Origin of the sequence: Aliarcobacter trophiarum LMG 25534 (genome assembly GCF_003355515.1) — a bacterium.
Lineage (GTDB): Bacteria > Campylobacterota > Campylobacteria > Campylobacterales > Arcobacteraceae > Aliarcobacter > Aliarcobacter trophiarum.
Genome location: NZ_CP031367.1, coordinates 1,166,890 through 1,184,666 on the forward strand (window position 1 = coordinate 1,166,890; position 17,777 = coordinate 1,184,666).

Consider the following 17,777-nt stretch of genomic DNA (forward strand, 5'->3'; position numbering starts at 1 on the left):
AAGATGAATCTAATAATCTCACTACTTTATGCACCAATAGTTTTATTACTTTTTAAAAACTTTGAGATAAAAAGTGTAGCTATTTTCGTTTTTATACTATCTTTTATTTGGTTTTTAATAAATTTAAAAAAAGGGTTTAAAGAGTATATGTTCTCTATTTTATATATGATATTTTCTACTATTGCATATTTTATATCAAATGGACTTTTTCTAAAAATTGTTCCATCTTTTTTAGCATTTATGGTATCAATGTTTGTTCTATATTCATACTTTACAAAGAGTAGTTTTGTAATATACTATATAGAAAAATTCAAAAAAAACCTAAGTAATGAAGAGAAGATTTATCTTCAAAATTCAACACTATTTTGGTTTTTTGTATCTTTTATAAATTTTATTATTCATATCTTTGTTTTATATTATGGAGATATTACAATTTGGGCTATTTACTCTAGTTTTGCTTGGTATCTTGTTTTTATCTTTGGATTAATCATACAAATTATTCATAAAAAACTATTTTTTAAAAAGGAAAATTATGCTTAAACTTTATGCTCTTTTATCTATTTTTGTTTTAAATCTATACTCATCTTCTATAAGTTTTAAAGAAGAGAAGTTTGTAAGCTCTTTACAAACTAGTGTTTATAAAGATGGTTTAATAGAGTTTAACAGTGATTTTATAAAGGTTTCATATAAAAACCTATCAAATAGCTATCTTTTTTACAGTGATTATTTACTAATCAAAGATAAAGAGAATGAGCAAAAATTCTCTTATGAAGAGAAAGTAGAACTATCACTATTTTCTAAATTACTAAATCTAATTTATAAAAACAAAAGTGAAGATATAAAAGAGTATTTTAAAGTGGAAAAAAATGAAAAAGAGACAATACTCTTACCAAATGAGTATTTAGCAAACTCAATAGAAAAAATTGAGTATAAAAAAATCGGGGATAGACTAGCTTTTTTAAAAATCTATTTTAAAAATGAGGATTATATAAAAATTGTTCAAAATTAAAAACTATATCTCTTTTGCTATTTTTTTAGTTATTTTATCTTTTGTTTTACTATTTAACTCTTTCTCTATAGTTTCAACAAATTTAGAGAGTGTTTTAGCAAATAGTGAACAAAAAGAGCTTTTAAAAAAATTTAATGAGTTTAAAATAAGTAAAAAACTATTTTTGTATGTAGATGGTTTAAATAATGATTCATTAAAAAAGATAAAAGATATTGAAGATCAACTTATTAAAAATAGCTCTTTAACTCTAGATAAACAGACACAAAATAGTACTTTAAAAGAGTACGAAAAAGAGTATTTTTTATATCAAAATATTAAAAATATAGATAGTTTAGAAAAAATAGATATAAACAAAGAGTTAGAAAAATTAAAAGAGAAACTTCTAAATTCTGAATTTACATATTTTACAAATGAAAATGACCCATTTATAATTTTTAAAAATGAAGAATTTAAAGGAAATTTTTATATAAAAAACTCTCATTTAGCTGTAAAAGATATGGGTTATTTCTCTATTTTCTCAATAAGTAGTGAAATAAACTCTATTTTACAATATGAAAAACTTTATAATGATATTCTATCTATCACAAAAAACAGCAAAGAGGTGGAGGTTTTTTCATCTCTTTTTTATTTTGTGGAGAATCAAAATATTATTAAAAATGATGTAGATAAGATAATTTATATAGCAACAACTATTTTAATACTTCTATATCTTATTATTTTAAGAGACTTGAAACTTCTTTTAAATGTAGTTTTTACTCTAAGTTCATCAATACTTTTTGCTCTTTTTATCTCTTCATTTATCTTTAAAGAGCTTAGTATTTTTGTAGTTGTTTTTGGAATATCAATATCAACCGTTGCTATTGATTATATGTTTCATCACTATGTACATCGCGAATATGAAGGAGATTTTAGATTTAATAAAGATGTATTTTTAGGAATGCTTACAACAATAACAGCATTTCTTATACTCTCTTTTGTCTCTTTCTCTTTGATAAAACAGTTAAGTCTATTTACAGTTTTTACTCTTTTATTCTCTTATTTTCAATTTGCTTTTGTATATCAGAAAATAGGCTTTTTATATAAAGACTCCAAACTATTTAATATAAAATCAATAGATAAAATATCACCTAAAATAGTTTTTGCCTTTACAGTTTTCATACTTATTATCTCTATTTTTAGTTTTAAATTTGACTCTAATCTAAAAAATCTTGATGTAGAGAATAAAAGGCTAAACTCTTTACAAGAGTTTTTCAATCAAAAAATTGCTTCAAATGATAAAGTCCCTTTTTTAATAAGAGCAAAAAGTATAGATGAGCTAATAAAAAACTCAAAAGAGCTTAAAATAGAACTTAAAAATAGCATGATTCCATTAGATAAACTAATATATAAAGATGAGTTTTTTCAATCAAAAACTATTTTGGATAGCAAAAATATAGATAACTTAAACGAAAAAATAAAGAAATTATCAAAAGAGTTTGGATTTAAAGATGGTTTTTTTGAAAACTCATATAGAGTTTCTCAAATAGAGCCAAAATATAGTTTAGATTTACTACAAAATATGGGCTTCGAAGTTTTAAAATCTAACGACTGGTACATAAGTTATATAAATGTCTCAAAAAATGAAGTTGAAAAATTAAGCAACTATGATTTTGTAATTAATTTAAGCCTTAAAACGATGTTTGAAGATGAGCTAAATAAGATTAAAAAAGAGCTCTTTTTATATGGCTCTTTAGCTATTTTATTTATAGTTTCAATAGTCTTAATAAACTATAGAAAAAATCTATTTATCTATTTATCTTTTCTATTTTTCCCATTCTCTATGATTTTATCACTTACTTTATTTATAGAGCTAAATGTTTTACATATTTTTATTCTTTTTATTATATTATCCATCTCTATTGATTATGGAATTTATATAAGTTCATACAAAAAAGATGTAAATACAAATAAAGCAATAGTTTACTCAATACTTACAACCTTTGCAGGTTTTGGAGTTTTGATTTTTTCAAATATAAATGCACTTTTTTCTATAGGATTAGCTTCTAGTGTTGGGGTGTTATCGATTTTATTTTTACTAATTTTTTTAAGAAGGTCAAAAATTGAAACTAATAGTTTATAATGATGATAAAACTACAACTAATTATGAGATAAAAAAAGAGAATTTTTCTGATAAAAGCTTAAAAGATAGAGTTTTTTACATAGCTTCAAACTCAAAAGAGCAAAATGCTCTTAAAATATTCTACTCTTATTTTAGCGGTGCAAAATCTATACTTTTTGATAGTTCAAATAAAATATTACAAAAAGAGTTAGAAGATTTAAATATTCCAGACTTTAAAGCCTCTATAAAGGTTGAAAATATTTTTGATAAATATGATTTCTCTTTTTTATACTACACTTCAGGAAGTACAGGCTATCCAACAGCTGCTTTAAAAACAAAAGAGAATATTAGTAGTGAAGTAGAAGATTTAACTGCTCTTTTAAGCAGTTATAAAATTAAAAGAGTTATTGTAACTGTACCTTTTATTCATATTTATGGCTCACTATTTGGTCTTTTTTACCCATTGAAAAATAGTATTGATATTGTACTAAAAGAGCATTTTCTACCAAATGATTTACTCGATTTAATAGATGATTACTCTTTAGTAGTTACAACTCCACTTTATATAAAAGCATTAAACAAATTAAGCTCTACAAAAGATTTAAGTAAATCTATCTTTATAAGCTCAACTGCTCCTTTATTAGGTGAAGATGCTAGAGAGTTTAAAGAGAAGTTTAACTCAAACATTATTCAAATATTTGGTTCAACTGAAACAGGTGGAATAGCTTACAAATATAACAATGATGAAATTTGGAGTGCTTTAAAAAGTGTAGAACTAATGGTTAATAATGAAAATAGCTTAAGAGTAAAATCTCCTTATGTATCAGAGATTTTATATGAAAAAGAGTTTAAAAATACAAATAAAGAGATACAAACTTTTGATTTTGTAGAGCTTTTTGATAATAGATTTAAGCTAATAGGAAGAAGCTCACAAATATTAAAAATTGCTGGGAAAAGATACTCTACAATTCAAATAGAGAATATTTTAGAAAAAATAGATGAAATATCAAAGGCATTAGTTTTAGTAAATAGTAATCAAAACTCTTTAAAAGATGAAGTTTTAGATATTACCTTGGAGACAAAAAGGGAGTTTTCAGTAAAAGAGATACAAAATATTTTAAAAGAAGAGCTTTCAAATTTGAAGTTTTCAATAAATTTAAAACTGGTTGATAAAATAAAAATATCTTCAACTGGTAAAAAATTGGCAATTCAATAAAATGTCTATAGTTATAAAAAACCTAAATAAATCATATAAAAATATAGAAATTTTAGAGAATTTAAATTTAGAGATAAAAAGTGGTACTATTTTCGGACTTTTAGGAAGTAATGGTGCTGGAAAGACAACTTTACTCTCTATTTTAAATAGCTTATTAAAAAAAGATAGTGGAGAAGTTTTAATATATGATTACAATTTAGATAAAGAGGTAAATCAAATAAAATCTATCTCATCTTTTGTGCCACAAAGCTATGCTTTTTATCCAAACCTTACAGTTTTTGAAAATTTAGAGTTTTTTGGCTCTTTATATGGTTTAAAAAAAGAGAGTTTAGAAAATAGAATAATAAGCTCAATAAATGCTTGTGCATTAGAAAAATATAGAGATAAAAGAGCATTAAATTTTAGTGGTGGAGTAAAAAGAAGATTAAATATAGCTATTGGACTTTTAAACTCACCAAAGATTTTATATTTAGATGAACCAACAGTTGGAATTGACCCACACTCAAGAAGATATATCTTAGAGATAATAAAAGAGATAAATAAAAATAGTGCTACAACTATATTTTATACCTCTCACTATATGGATGAAATTGAATTTTTGTGCGATGATATAGCAATCTTGGAAAATAGAAAAATAGTTTTAAGAAATAGTGTGGAAAACTTAAAAAAAAGTAGCAATTTAAGCCTAGAAGAGCTATTTTTAGATATTACAAAAAAGAGTTTAAAAGATTGATGTTTTACCATATTTTAAAAAAAGAGTTCAAATTAATATTTAGAGATATTCATGCGCTACTTGTACTATTTATAATGCCTTTGGTTTTTATCTTAATTATGTCAATAGCTCTAAAAAATAGCTACTCTCAAACAATAGAAACTAAACTAAAAGTGGCTATTGTTACAGAACAAAACAAAGATATAGATGAACTTTTGAAAACTTTAAACCAAAATCCTTATTTTGATATAAGTTTAAGAAAAGAGAGCTCTTCTAAAGCTTTAATTTATGAAGATAATTTTGACTTTGTAGTAAATATTGACTCTGATTTTAAGACAAAAATAGATAAAAATGATAAAAATTTTACAATTTTAATTTTTAGTAAACCTGAGGTAAAAAGTGAATTTTACTATATTTTAAAAAGTGAAATAGTAAAAAGCATCTCAAAAAGTATTACAAAAGAGTTTTATATAGAAGCAAAAATAGATGCAAAAAACCTTGATAATTTGGATAATTTAATTCAAAATGAGTATCTTTTTAAAAATCAAAAAGAGAGTATAAAACTAAACTCTACTCAACAAAGTGTTCCAGCTTGGTTAGTTTTTTCTATGTTTTTTATCTTAATTCCAATCTCAAATACATATATAAATGAGAAGAATTTTGGGACAATTCAAAGAATAAAAAGTATTAATACTCCACTATATTTAACGCTTTTTGGAAAAATTTTGCCTTACTTTATAATAAATCAAATACAGCTATTTGTTATGCTTTTGGTTGGAAGATTTGTTATCCCACTTTTTAATATAGAAGCTTTAAGTCTAGATATAAATATCTTTTTACTACTTTTATGCTCTTTTTCTATCTCTTTTGCAGCTATTTGTTTTGCTCTTTTAATAGCAAATATTAGTAAAACAACAGAAGAGGCAACATCTATTGGTGGGCTTATAAATATTATATTTGCAGCTCTTGCAGGAGTTATGGTACCAAAATTTATTATGCCCCAATTTATGCAAACAATAGGTGAATTTTCACCAATGTCATGGGGATTAGAGAGTTTTATTGAAATTATGGTTAGAGGTGGAGATTTCAATGATATAAAACACTATTTATTCTACTTAATAGTTTTTGGTACAATATGCCTCTTTTTTTCAAATTTACTACTAAAAAAACAGGAGAATTAATGCAAGATTTAAAATATGAGTTAAAAAAATTAATAATTGATGAGTGTGAAAAAGATTGTAGTATTGAAGATATAAAAGATGACGAAGCACTTTTTGGAGAAAATTCAGTTTTAGAGTTAGACTCTATGGATGCTTTACAAATATCTATGGCTATAAATAAAAAATATGGACTAAAAACAACAGATAGCAAAGAGTTAAGAAAAATAATGTACTCTATAAATACAATGGAAGAGTATCTAATAAAAAATGGATAAAAAAGTATATATAACTGCTTCTTCAATAGTTTGTGCATTAGGAGAAGATAAAAAAAGTTCCATCTCAAAATTACACTCTATTTCAAATCTTAACTATAAAGAGTATCTAAAAAACAACTTTGAAGAGATAAACTACTATAGAATAAAAGAAAAATTTAACTCAAAAAGAGAGAAGTTTTTTAAAGTTTTAGAAAAAACTATAAAAGATGCCATTTTAGATGCAAACTTAAAAGATGAAGAGAAAAAAGAGTTACATGTTTTTTTTGCATCTACATCTATGAATATTTCACTATTGGAAGAGGATTTTTTAGAACAAAATATTTTATCTGCTATTAGTTTTGATGAAATTTCAGAGTTTGTAGAGAAAATCTTAAATACAAAATATCCTAGCGTATTTATCCAAACAGCTTGTACTTCTAGTGCAAATGCGATTATAAAAGCAACAAATTTTATAAAAAATGGTGAGATAAAACGAGCTATGGTAATTGGTTTTGAGTTTTTTAACCAATCAACTTATGAAGGGTTTAGCTCCTTAATGCTTGTTAGTCAAAGTGGAGAGTATAAACCCTTTGATAAAAATAGTGATGGTTTGATTTTAGGGGAAGCTTGTAGTTGTGTAATTTTAGAAAGTAAAAAGAGATCAAATAATGACTTTGAAATCTTAGGCTTTGCTACAACTTTTGATGATTTCTCAATAACTAGCTCAAATCCTGATGCAAAAGCTACTTTTAACTCTATGAATGAAGCTTTAAATAGTGCAAGTTTAAATTTAAATAATATAACTTGCTTAAAAGCTCATGCAACAGGAAGTGAAAACTCAAACTTATCTGAAGTAAATGCTATAGATAAACTTTTTAAATATCATAATAAAAAATGTGATGTTGTTGTCTTAAAACCATATATTGGACATACTTTGGGCTCTTGTGGAACAAATGAGATAATACTTTTATGTGAAAGCATAAAAAATGGAACTCTTCCAAAAACAATAAATTTTAAAGAGCCTTATAGCAATATAGATTTTACTCCACTTTTAGAAGATAAAAAGATAAATAGTGCGACTATTTTATTTCATTTTGTTGGTTTTGGTGGTTCTAATAGCTCACTGATTTTATCAAATGAGGATAATAAATGTATATAAAAAGCTATTTTTCTTATGAAGATATAGAAAAAACAGATAAAGAATTTAAATCTATGTTAAAAGAGTTAATCTCTCTTGATACTAGAAAATTATCAAAATTAAATTTACTAGCTCTTTATGGTTCATCTTCTTGTTTAAAAAATATAAATTATGAAAAAGAGTTATCATTATATATCGCTTCACATTTTGCTTGTATAAATGAGACATTTAAGGTTTTAAAAGAGATAAAAAACAAAAATCCAATTATGCCTTTTGATTTTTTAAATATAAATACAAATAATATGGGTTTTTATTTAAGTAAAGCTTTAAATTTTTTAGGAAATAGCTATACAATTAGTTCAGAGTTCTTATCTTTTGAAAAAGCTATATACACAGCCTTTTTAGAGTATAAAAATGGAATTAATAGTAGTTTTTTAATAGGAGATGTTGATAGCGCTTTAAAAGATTTACCTTACTCTAAAAACTTATCACAAATACAAAACAATCTTACAAATGATATATCTTCTTGGATATATTTTGAAAATAGTAGTAAAAATTCAATAGCAAAAATAGAAGATATACTCTATTTTTCATCTTTTGATGAGTTAAATAGCTGTTTAAAAACAAAAAAATATGATAGTGTAGCTTTAAACTATTTTGCAAATATATATAAAAATGACCTAAATATAGATAACTCTTTACTTTTAAGTTATGATAATTTTTCTACTTCCTCAAATATTATAAATCTGTTAGATAGTGGTTTTAAGAAGCAAATTTTTATAAGCTTAGATAGCACAAAAAGGGGATATATCATATTTTTTCAATCTATTACAGTTTAAAATTTGCAAAAGCTTGTTCAATACTTGGAATAGTTTTATAGTGTGTTTTAAGTAGTTCTACATTTTTTGTTTTTAGATTACATATAGCAATTCTAAAATTTGAACCAATAAATGGCTCTACTACACAAACAATATTATCTTCAACTTGCCTTGTTGCATATATAGTTCCTTGAAGATTTGGAAAAAAATATTTTGGATAACTAAGAGGAGTTATCTCTACAATATCTATATTTGTAGAGTTTGGAAGAGTTTTTGCAAGATTTATAGCATCTTCGTAGTTATCAAATGAGACACACCAATCATCAAATTTTTTATTAAAATGTTGTAAATCTTCATCTAAAAACCCACCTGCTAAATATTGTAAAGCAAAAATAGACACATATTCACCTTTTTATCATTTTATGAATTTATTTTAGCATAAGAAACTATAACAATAGATGAGCTTTTTAATAGTAAAACTATGATAAGCTTATTAGTTTTAGTAAAAAACAATAAAATTATAAAGAGAAAAATTGGATAAAATAGAGCTTTTTACAGATTCAAGTGTAAATCCACAAAGTAAGATAGGTTTTGCTGCATTTTTAGTAAAAAATAGCAAAAATATTATCTTAGAAGAGTTAAAGAAAAATATAAAATTAAAAAAGTTTGAAAATAGTAGCTCTACAAAACTTGAGCTTCAATCACTACTTTGGGCAATAGATGAGCTAGAAAAAGAGAATAATAATTTATCAAATATTTTAATTGAAGTTTATACAGATTGTCAAAATATTATTACTTTAAAAGATAGAGAATCTAAACTTATAGAGAATAATTACATATCAAAAACAGGGAAACAGATAAAAAATTGTGATTTATACAAAGAGTTTTTTGATAAAAGTAGTAGATTAAATATCCGTTTTATAAAAGTAAAAGGTCATAAAAAAACAGCTCTCAAAGATAGTATTGATAATATTTTTAATCTAGTAGATAAAGCTTCAAGAAGTGCATTAAGAGATGAACTTCTTAAGGAAAAATAGTTAAAATAAACTATATTTTCTCAATAAAAGCTATATTTTTATCTATTTTTAAAACTTTAACTTTTTCGCCTGTTTTAAAATCCTCTTTATCAAAACTAGGGTCAAGCTCCCAAAAAGTTCCTTTATAAAATACCTTTCCTTGTTTAAACTCACCCACTCCAGAACTATTGAAAAAATTATCTGAAATCTCTTTTTGTGATTTTGAAAATCTTTTTAAAAATAATTTCCTAAAAAACAGCAAAAAAAGAAGGGAAAAAACTGATATTAATCCTAATTGAGCATATAAGTTTGGAAAATTATAAAATATTGAAATAAATCCAACAAAAATAAATCCCAAACCAAACCAAATAGTAATAAAAGAGTATAAAAAAACCTCCAATGCAACTAAAACTACTCCTATAGCTATAAAAGTATAAAAATCCATAGCACTAAGCATTATTTACCTTTGTATCACTAATTCCCTTGAAAAATGCATCGCCTAAAACTGAAGTACTTCCAATCATTTGTGTAACATCATAAGGTAATATCATCTTATTTGTGCTAGAGCTTTCTGCTAGTGCTTTAAAAGCTGCAACTCTATCTTTTGCAAGCAAAAATTCAGCTGCTTTTTCATTTTTCATCATAGCTTCGTTTATAAGGTTAATTGCCTCTTGCTGACCTGCTGCTATTTTTTCTTGTTCATATTTTTTTGCATCAGCCATTCTTTCAATTGCTTCTGCTTTTAAAATCTCACTTTGTTTAAATGCCTCAGCCTCTCTTATTTGTGCCTCTTTTTGTGCTTCAGCTTTTGTTTGAATTGCTCTTTTTTCTCTTTCTGCTTCCATTTGCATATTCATAGCTTTTTCTATTGAAGGTGGAACTGAAATATCAGCTATTTCAACCCTTGTAACTTTTATTCCCCAATTTGTTGCTGCACTTCCAAGCTCACTTTGAAGTTTTGCATTTAAAGTCTCTCTATTTGATAATGTATCATCCAAAACCATAGCTCCAATTTCTGCTCTTAAAGTTGTCATTGCTAAATTTGCAATTGCATATTTAAAATTCATTACATTATAAGTTGCCATTGAAGCATCTTCAACTTTACAAAAAACTATTCCATCTATTGAGATATTTACATTATCTTTTGTAATAACTGCTTGTTTTTCAATATCCACCAACTGCTCTCTTGATGTTAATACAGCTCTTACTTTATCAATTATTGGAATAATTATATGAAAACCACCATCTAGCTCTTTATGAAACTTTCCTAATCTTTCAATCACATATAAATCAGCTTGAGAGACTATTTTTACACCTTTTGATATAATCAAAACAGCAAAAATTACAACAGCAACTCCTAAAACAATACTCTCTTCCATAAAATCTCCTTTTTTTTAAATTAAAACACTTTTTAGGTTTAAGTTTATCCTATTTCCATCTTCAAAACTCTCAATATTTACACCAATACTATGTTTATCACAAAACTCTTTTACAAGAGCTAATCCTATTCCATAGCCAATATTTTGAGAGTTTTCTTGGAAATATCTATCAAAAACTAGCATAATATTTTTTGTATCAATTCCTAATCCTCTATTAAATATAGATAATACCCTATTTTCAAATGATATTTTTATATATGGGTTCTCTTTACTATTATATTTAATAGCATTTGAAATAAGATTATCTAAAACTATTATAAAACCGTTATAATCACTATATAAAACTATATTTTTTGGAACAAAAACTTCAATAATTGTATCTTTTTTTATATCTTCAAACTTCTCTAAAGAGTTATTTATAGATTCAATCAAAGAGAACTCCTCTAAATCTATATTTTCAAACTCTTTTTTAAATTCGTACTCCATATTATTATATAAGTAACTTAAATTCTCATTTGCTTTCTCTATTCTTTCAAGCCTTGTTAAACTCTTTATATCTGTTATATCTTTTTTTAAAAGTTGAAGATTTATCTTTATTGTAGAGGTTGGAATATTTAGTTCATGAATTCTATTTTTAATACTATTTTTTATATTCTCTTCGCTTTTGAAAATTGGTTTTAATATTTTTGTAGATATTAGTAAAAAAAATAAAGAGCCAAAAAGTGTAATAATAAATATAAAAATTAAGCTATTTTCTATAATATTAAACTTAGAAACAAAAAAATAGTTTAAAATAAGTACAAGCAGTATTGTAAAAAAGACCAAAATGAAATTTGAAATATAAAAATATATCTTTTTAAAGTTCAAATCTATACCCTATTCCTTTTATATTTGTTATAACATTTTGTTTTTTCTCAAAAATATTCTTTAAATTATTTATATAAACTCTAATTGAACCTTCACTATGCATCTCTGATTTACTCCATAATCTATCAACTATCATCTCTTTTGATATAACTTTTCTTTGATTTTCTATAAAAAGCTCCAATAAATCCAAAACTTTTACAGGAAGTTTCAACTCCTCCTCGCCTCTACATACTCTCTTTTCATTTTGATTATAAATTAAGTTATCTTCCAAAACTATATTTAAAAAACCTTTATTCTCTCTTTTAAATATAGCTTTTATTCTCAAAATAAGCTCATCTAAATCAACTGGCTTTTTTAAATAATCATCACAACCTTTTAAAAAAGCATCTTTTAGAGTATCTTTATCTTTATATGAAGTTAGAAAAATAGTTGGTGTATTATCTTCACTAGCCCTTAACTCTTCAAGAGTTTTTAAACCATTTATTTTTGGAACATTTATATCAAAAATATATAGATCATAGTTTTTATTAAAGGTAAAATCAAATACCTCTTCTCCATCTTTTGCAATATCTACACAAAATCCCTCACAAAGAAGAAAATCTTCAATACTAGAAGCAAATAAATTATCATCTTCTAAAAGCAAAATACTATACATCTTCTCTTCTCTTCTTCCCTTTTTGCTTTATAGGAGTTGAATATTTTTTCTCTATTTTTTTTCTCTCTTTTAACTCTATTTCTACAGATAAAGAGTTATTGTCTCGTATTCCCAATCTCTTTTCAATAGGAATTTTACCTTTTAATTTTGGATTTAATTCAAAAAACTCATCAATATCTATATCAAAAGCTTCACCTTTGTTATGAAGTTCTGCACTTTTTGGGTAACTTATAATGTAACAACCTTGAAAATCCCTCTCAATCCTTCCACCATAAGAGAGAACCTTTAATACATTAAATTTCTTAATTATAAACAATAAAATAAAAATTGATATAATAATAAAAGTAGTATCAACCATATTTTTATCCTTTATATATTTTCTTTAATATTATCATATATTCTTTTGTATTGAAAAGTTTCATCAAAAATCTTATCTTTATGCTCTATTATAAAATCTAGTTTCTCTTCTAGTGTTGAATCTTTTGAATATAAACCAAAAATCTTCATAAGCATCCAAAGAGGAAAGCCTTTTTTTCCTAAAATAGCGTCAGAGCTTGACTCATTTCTTATACTAAGATAACTATAATTATCGTACCACTTTCCATTTAAATCTATTTTCCATATAGTTCCATTTCCAAAAGTCGCAATACAATCACTATCTTTTTCCAAAAAGAAGTCAATTGTCAAAAGCTTATTTTTTGCAAGTATTAACTCTTTTTTATATCTTTCATACATTTTTTAATATTTCCCTAAAACATACATTTTTAAAAAATATTTTAACTAAATCTAGCTTATTAACATTAATTGAGTTTTGGCTATAATCGAAACTTAAATTCACAAGGAGAGTTAGTTTGTTAAAAAGTGTTTCTATTCCTTTTTTTCTAATCTTTTTAGGCTATATTGTTGTTGCAAATGAAAACTTTACAGTTATTTTAAGTGGTATTGCTATTTTTATAATTGGTATGTTTTTTATGCAAGATGGTTTCAAACAGTTATCAGGTGGGCTTTTAGAAAAGCTCTTACAAAAATTTACAAATAATAGTATTTATGCTATTTTAACAGGATTTTTAGCAACTTCAATAGTTCAAAGCTCAACTATTACAACACTTCTTACAATCTCATTTGTTGGAGCTGAATTAATTACTTTAGTTCAAGGAATTGGAGTTATTTTTGGCTCAAACCTAGGAAGTACAACAACAGCTTGGATAGTTTCATCTTTAGGTATAGATGTAAAAATTTCAACTTATGCATTTCCTATGCTAGTATTTGGAGTAGTTTTAAGATTTTTCAAAAAAAATGCTATGAAAGGGAGTGGAAATGTTCTTTTAGGACTTGGTTTTATCTTTTTAGGGATTGCTTATATGAAAGATGGATTTGATGTTATAAAAGATCAAATTGATTTAGCATCTTATGCTATGGATGGATATGGTGGTATTTTATTATATATTGTAATTGGTCTAGTTATAACTATTGTTATTCAATCAAGTGCGGCAACTTTAGCTATTATTATTACAGCTTTAAATGTTGATAGTATTACATATATAAATGCTCTAGCACTTGCAATTGGTGCAAATGTTGGAACTGTATTAACAGCAGTTTTGGCCTCTCTTACATCAACACAAGATGCAAAAAGGGTTGCTGGCTCGCATGTAATCTTTAACTTTGTAACAGCTGCCATAATTACAATTTTCATATATCAGTTTAAAGATTTTGTTGATTATCTAGCTCCTTATTTGGGAATTAGTGAAACAAATAATGGAATGAAACTAGCACTATTTCACACTATTTTTAGCTTAGTTGGTATTTTTATACTTTTTCCTTTTATCCCTGCAATATCAAGATTTTTGGAAAGAATTATTCCACATAAAGTATCTTCAGCTTCAAAACCAAAATATCTATCTCCTATAGTTTTAGAAAACCCTGATGCTGCTTTAGTTGCTATTAAAAAAGAGATAATAAATCTATATGAAAATTGTCAAAAAGCTATATTACATGCTCTCAATTTTCATACAACAGGGCTTACAAAAGATAATTTAAAAATTCAAATAAATCAAGAGCTTTCAATAATAGATACAAATATAGATGAGATTTATCAAACAAACCTAAAATCTCTATATAGCGATATTATAAAGTTCTCATCTTTTGCACAAGAAAAAATGCTAGATTTTCAACATAAAGAAGTTGGTGAGCTTAAACGTGCGGCTGCAATTATTGTAGAAGTTTTAAAAGATACAAGAGATATTCAAAAAAATCTAAACTACTACTTAAAAAGTAGAAATGAGTTTATTAAAGAGGAATACAACATCTTAAGAAAAGAGTTAGCAGAGATGTTAATCGATATTAACACACTTTCAACACTACAAAGTGATGTAGAGCAACTAACACAACTTGAAGTTATAAAAATGGAGTTGGCTCACAATGATATGGCAAGTAGCGAAGAGATTGATATGTTAATTAGAGAAGATAAGATAAAAGCTACAATGGCAACATCTTTTATAAATGATAGTGCTACAGGTTATTCAATCCAGAAAAAACTTGTTGAGTTAGCAAATATTCTATTTCTAAATAGCGATGTAGTAAAACAAATAGGGGAAAGCAATGAAACTAAATAAAATTGTTAGTAAAATAAAAAAGTACTTAAAAAGAGATGAGTTAAAATCATCTCAAGAGAGAAAGATATTAAGTATAATCGAAGAGCTAGAGAGAAAAAAAAGCAAAATAAAAGCTGAGCTAAAGAGTATTGATAAAACCAATATCAAAAAAAGAGTTGAGCTAGAAAAGAAATATGATGCTGTATCAAAAGTTCTTAAAAAGAGTCGTTCTATTCTTTAGAACAACCCTTTTTATCTCTAATTAAAAACCCTATAAAAGCAAAAATAATTGCTGGTAAAATCCAACCTAATCCCTCTTTTGAAAAAGGAATATTATCTATAAACTGAAGTTTAAAATAACTATTTGATAAAAGCTCTAAAACTGAGTAAAGAATAGTTCCAAAACTAGCAAATTTATATATATTTTGATTTTTTATATATTTATCAAAAAAAGCTAGCAAAATTATAACAATAGCAGCAGGATATACCAAAAATAAAATTGGAGCAGCAAAATTTATAATAGTTTCTAAACCAAAATTAGTAACAACAATTGCAAATAAAGATGTAATAACAACAATCTTCTTATAAGAAAATCTTCCCATACTTATTTTTGAGAAATATTCAGCTGTAACACTAACAAGTGCAGCTCCTGTTGTAAAACAGGCCAAAAATACAACAAAAGATAAAATAATAGCACCAGAGCTTCCAAAAAGAAGATAGATAATCTTATTTAAAAGAGTAACTTTTTCTATATCTGTTTCAAAAATAGTAGTAGCTGTTGCTCCTAAATATGTAAGTCCATAATATACTAACATTATTACAAAAGCTGCAATCAAAGATGCCATTGCTACAATTTTAAATGTAGTCTTATCATCTTTATATCCTTTTTGTCTTAAAATTTTTACAATAATAATTCCAAAAGCAAGAGCTGCTAAAACATCCAAAGTTTGATAACCCAATAAAAGTCCATCAAAAAATAGATTGTTATTATCTAAATTCTCTTTTATCTCTCCTATTGGAGTAAAAATCCCTTTTATAATTAAAATAGATAAAGCAATAAATAGAAGTGGAGATAAAACTTTCCCTAAAATTTCAAGCATTGAAGTTGGTCTAAATGTAAAAATCATTATTAAACCAAAATAGAAAATAGAAGCAACTATAGAGCTTGTTATACTTTTTCCCATATAAGGTACAAGTAACATCTCATAAGCAACTGCTCCTGTTCTAGGAAGGGCTATTAATGGTCCAATACAAAGTATTATAATGGACATTAATATCATTCCATTTTTTCTTCCTATTTTTCCCATTAAGTCTTCAACATTTCCACCCATTTTAAGAAGTGCAAACATGGCAACTGTAGCAAAACCAATATCAGCTAAAAAATATGCAAAAAATGAGATTTGCCAATCACTTGAACTAGTAAGTCCTAAATATGGTGGAAAAATTACATTTCCAGCACCAAAATACATAGAAAATATCGCAAATCCTAAAATTAAACTATCTTTTATTATAGAGCTTTGCTTCATATTTTTTCCTACTTAAAAAAGTTAAAATTTTGTCTTAGTGCTTCATAACAAATGATTGAAACACTATTTGAAAGATTTAAACTTCTCGCTATTTTTACCATTGGGATTGTGATACAACACTCTTTGTTTTTATTTAAAATATACTCAGGAAGTCCTGCATCTTCTCTTCCAAAATAGATATAATCTCCTACTTCAAATTTTGCATCGAAATAGGCTTTGTTTGTCTTTGTTGTAGCAAAAAAATGTCTATTAGAAAATGGATTTTTTGCCCAAAATTCATCTATGTTCTCATACTCAAAAAGCTCTAAATCTTTCCAATAATCAAGTCCAGCCCTACGAACCTCTTTTTCTGTAATATCTCCAAAACCATAAGGTTTTATTAAGTGTAATTTACAGTTGAGTGCAACTGCCGTTCTTCCTATTGTTCCCACATTTCCAGGCATTCTTGGTTCATGAAGTACTATATTAAACACTATAAAATCACCGTTTTATTTCTATGTATAAATACTTTATCATTTAAAAGAAGCTCAAAAGCATTTGAAAGAACCACTTTTTCTACATTTCTTCCAGCATTTCTCATCTCTTCCCAGCTATATGAGTGATCAACTCTTACAACATCTTGATAGATAATTGGTCCCTCATCTAAATCATTTGTTACATAATGTGCAGTTGCTCCAATAATTTTAACTCCTCTTTCAAAGGCTTGTTTATATGGATTTGCTCCAATAAATGCTGGTAAAAAAGAGTGATGAATATTTAAAACTTTTCCACAATATTTCTCTACAAAGCTTGAAGATAATATTCTCATATATTTTGCTAAAACTATAAGCTCTGGATTAAACTCATCTATTTTCTGTGAAACCAATTTTTCATGCTCTTCTTTAGTTAAGTTTGTAGCACTTATACAAAAAAATGGAATATCAAATTTTTCAACCAAACTTCTTAAATCTTCATGATTTGCTATAACTGCTTTAATATTTGCATTTAGCTCATTTGAACTATATCTTATAAGCAAATCACCTAAAACATGGCTCTCTTTTGTAGCCAACAAAACTACATCTTTTCTTTTATTTTGGTTTAATGTTATATTTGATCCAAGTGGTAAAACCTCTTTTAACTCTTTTAGTAAAATTGTTTGCATAACTTTTCCACTAATTATAGTTCTCATAAAAAACTCTTTTGTCTCTGGATCCACATATTCGGCATTTTGTTCAATATTTAAGTTATTTGCAAAAAGGACTTTTGAGATATTATAAATAAGCCCTTTTGCATCTTTTGTAGAGATTTTTAATATATACTCTTGCATTTTTCCCCATTTTTTCAATATCTTTGGAAAAA

Annotated in this window: 22 protein-coding genes; 12 read left to right on the plus strand and 10 right to left on the minus strand. The window is 25.5% G+C overall.

Going from position 1 to position 17,777, the window contains the following annotated elements:
* Nucleotides 1-3 precede the first annotated feature (3 nt).
* From ATR_RS06010 to ATR_RS06050, 9 genes are read left to right on the plus strand one after another with little or no spacing between them, the layout of a single operon-like run.
* Complete coding sequence (locus tag ATR_RS06010; RefSeq protein WP_115428573.1) at nucleotides 4-540, plus strand: hypothetical protein; 537 nt, start codon at nucleotides 4-6, stop codon at nucleotides 538-540.
* Nucleotides 533-1,009 (plus strand): hypothetical protein, encoded by a 477-nt coding sequence (locus ATR_RS06015; protein WP_115428574.1) that lies wholly within the window; start codon nucleotides 533-535, stop codon nucleotides 1,007-1,009. Before ATR_RS06010 ends, ATR_RS06015 begins: the two co-directional genes overlap by 8 nt.
* The gene (locus ATR_RS06020) at nucleotides 996-3,128 is read left to right on the plus strand and encodes an MMPL family transporter (protein ID WP_115428575.1); all 2,133 of its coding nucleotides are present in this window, start codon (nucleotides 996-998) and stop codon (nucleotides 3,126-3,128) included. Before ATR_RS06015 ends, ATR_RS06020 begins: the two co-directional genes overlap by 14 nt.
* A complete protein-coding gene (locus ATR_RS06025; protein WP_115428576.1) occupies nucleotides 3,109-4,323 on the plus strand; it encodes an AMP-binding protein in 1,215 nt (404 codons plus the stop codon). The genes ATR_RS06020 and ATR_RS06025 overlap by 20 nt, the downstream gene beginning before the upstream one ends.
* 1 nt (nucleotide 4,324) lies before the next feature.
* The gene (locus ATR_RS06030) at nucleotides 4,325-5,056 is read left to right on the plus strand and encodes an ABC transporter ATP-binding protein (RefSeq protein WP_115428577.1); all 732 of its coding nucleotides are present in this window, start codon (nucleotides 4,325-4,327) and stop codon (nucleotides 5,054-5,056) included.
* A complete protein-coding gene (locus ATR_RS06035; protein ID WP_115428578.1) occupies nucleotides 5,056-6,216 on the plus strand; it encodes an ABC transporter permease in 1,161 nt (386 codons plus the stop codon). The genes ATR_RS06030 and ATR_RS06035 overlap by 1 nt, the downstream gene beginning before the upstream one ends.
* Complete coding sequence (locus ATR_RS06040; RefSeq protein ID WP_228254202.1) at nucleotides 6,216-6,470, plus strand: acyl carrier protein; 255 nt, start codon at nucleotides 6,216-6,218, stop codon at nucleotides 6,468-6,470. The genes ATR_RS06035 and ATR_RS06040 overlap by 1 nt, the downstream gene beginning before the upstream one ends.
* Nucleotides 6,463-7,608: a beta-ketoacyl synthase N-terminal-like domain-containing protein gene (locus ATR_RS06045; protein ID WP_115428580.1), complete on the plus strand. Its 1,146-nt coding sequence runs from the start codon at nucleotides 6,463-6,465 to the stop codon at nucleotides 7,606-7,608. The genes ATR_RS06040 and ATR_RS06045 overlap by 8 nt, the downstream gene beginning before the upstream one ends.
* Nucleotides 7,599-8,426, plus strand: a complete 828-nt coding sequence (locus ATR_RS06050) for a hypothetical protein (RefSeq protein ID WP_115428581.1) — start codon at nucleotides 7,599-7,601, stop codon at nucleotides 8,424-8,426. Before ATR_RS06045 ends, ATR_RS06050 begins: the two co-directional genes overlap by 10 nt.
* Here the strand turns inward: ATR_RS06050 and ATR_RS06055 are convergent.
* On the minus strand, nucleotides 8,416-8,805 hold the full coding sequence (locus ATR_RS06055; RefSeq protein WP_115428582.1) for a hypothetical protein: 390 nt from the start codon (nucleotides 8,803-8,805) through the stop codon (nucleotides 8,416-8,418). The genes ATR_RS06050 and ATR_RS06055 overlap by 11 nt on opposite strands.
* Before the next feature lie 133 nt (nucleotides 8,806-8,938).
* On the opposite strand from ATR_RS06055, the gene ATR_RS06060 reads away from it, so the two are divergent.
* Complete coding sequence (locus ATR_RS06060; RefSeq protein ID WP_115428583.1) at nucleotides 8,939-9,442, plus strand: ribonuclease HI; 504 nt, start codon at nucleotides 8,939-8,941, stop codon at nucleotides 9,440-9,442.
* Nucleotides 9,443-9,452: 10 nt separating this feature from the next.
* Here ATR_RS06060 and ATR_RS06065 read toward each other — a convergent pair whose 3' ends face one another.
* Genes ATR_RS06065 through ATR_RS06090 form a run of 6 tightly spaced genes read right to left on the minus strand, consistent with a single transcriptional unit; the run spans nucleotide 9,453 to nucleotide 13,057 of the window.
* Nucleotides 9,453-9,878, minus strand: coding sequence for an NfeD family protein (locus ATR_RS06065; RefSeq protein ID WP_115428584.1), 426 nt, complete (start codon nucleotides 9,876-9,878; stop codon nucleotides 9,453-9,455).
* Nucleotides 9,871-10,800, minus strand: coding sequence for an SPFH domain-containing protein (locus ATR_RS06070; protein WP_115428585.1), 930 nt, complete (start codon nucleotides 10,798-10,800; stop codon nucleotides 9,871-9,873). The genes ATR_RS06065 and ATR_RS06070 overlap by 8 nt, the downstream gene beginning before the upstream one ends.
* A gap of 15 nt (nucleotides 10,801-10,815) precedes the next feature.
* Nucleotides 10,816-11,667 carry a sensor histidine kinase gene (locus ATR_RS06075; RefSeq protein ID WP_115428586.1) on the minus strand — a complete coding sequence of 284 codons (852 nt, stop codon included), beginning with the start codon at nucleotides 11,665-11,667 and terminating at the stop codon, nucleotides 10,816-10,818.
* Complete coding sequence (locus ATR_RS06080) at nucleotides 11,657-12,322, minus strand: response regulator transcription factor (RefSeq protein WP_115428587.1); 666 nt, start codon at nucleotides 12,320-12,322, stop codon at nucleotides 11,657-11,659. The genes ATR_RS06075 and ATR_RS06080 overlap by 11 nt, the downstream gene beginning before the upstream one ends.
* Nucleotides 12,315-12,680 carry a hypothetical protein gene (locus ATR_RS06085; RefSeq protein ID WP_115428588.1) on the minus strand — a complete coding sequence of 122 codons (366 nt, stop codon included), beginning with the start codon at nucleotides 12,678-12,680 and terminating at the stop codon, nucleotides 12,315-12,317. The genes ATR_RS06080 and ATR_RS06085 overlap by 8 nt, the downstream gene beginning before the upstream one ends.
* 11 nt (nucleotides 12,681-12,691) lie before the next feature.
* Nucleotides 12,692-13,057: a hypothetical protein gene (locus ATR_RS06090; RefSeq protein ID WP_115428589.1), complete on the minus strand. Its 366-nt coding sequence runs from the start codon at nucleotides 13,055-13,057 to the stop codon at nucleotides 12,692-12,694.
* Nucleotides 13,058-13,173: 116 nt separating this feature from the next.
* On the opposite strand from ATR_RS06090, the gene ATR_RS06095 reads away from it, so the two are divergent.
* Together ATR_RS06095 and ATR_RS06100 are read left to right on the plus strand one after the other, a co-directional pair.
* Nucleotides 13,174-14,934: a Na/Pi cotransporter family protein gene (locus tag ATR_RS06095; protein WP_170126885.1), complete on the plus strand. Its 1,761-nt coding sequence runs from the start codon at nucleotides 13,174-13,176 to the stop codon at nucleotides 14,932-14,934.
* Nucleotides 14,921-15,154 (plus strand): hypothetical protein, encoded by a 234-nt coding sequence (locus tag ATR_RS06100; RefSeq protein WP_115428590.1) that lies wholly within the window; start codon nucleotides 14,921-14,923, stop codon nucleotides 15,152-15,154. Before ATR_RS06095 ends, ATR_RS06100 begins: the two co-directional genes overlap by 14 nt.
* On the opposite strand, the gene brnQ is transcribed toward ATR_RS06100, so the two are convergent.
* Genes brnQ through purU form a run of 3 tightly spaced genes read right to left on the minus strand, consistent with a single transcriptional unit; the run spans nucleotide 15,144 to nucleotide 17,745 of the window.
* A complete protein-coding gene (gene brnQ, locus ATR_RS06105; protein WP_115428591.1) occupies nucleotides 15,144-16,439 on the minus strand; it encodes a branched-chain amino acid transport system II carrier protein in 1,296 nt (431 codons plus the stop codon). The genes ATR_RS06100 and brnQ overlap by 11 nt on opposite strands.
* An 8-nt stretch (nucleotides 16,440-16,447) precedes the next feature.
* Nucleotides 16,448-16,912 carry a tRNA (cytidine(34)-2'-O)-methyltransferase gene (locus tag ATR_RS06110; protein WP_115428592.1) on the minus strand — a complete coding sequence of 155 codons (465 nt, stop codon included), beginning with the start codon at nucleotides 16,910-16,912 and terminating at the stop codon, nucleotides 16,448-16,450.
* Entirely contained in the window at nucleotides 16,912-17,745 is an 834-nt protein-coding gene (purU, locus tag ATR_RS06115; protein ID WP_115428593.1) for a formyltetrahydrofolate deformylase, read from the minus strand. Before purU ends, ATR_RS06110 begins: the two co-directional genes overlap by 1 nt.
* Nucleotides 17,746-17,777 lie beyond the last annotated feature (32 nt).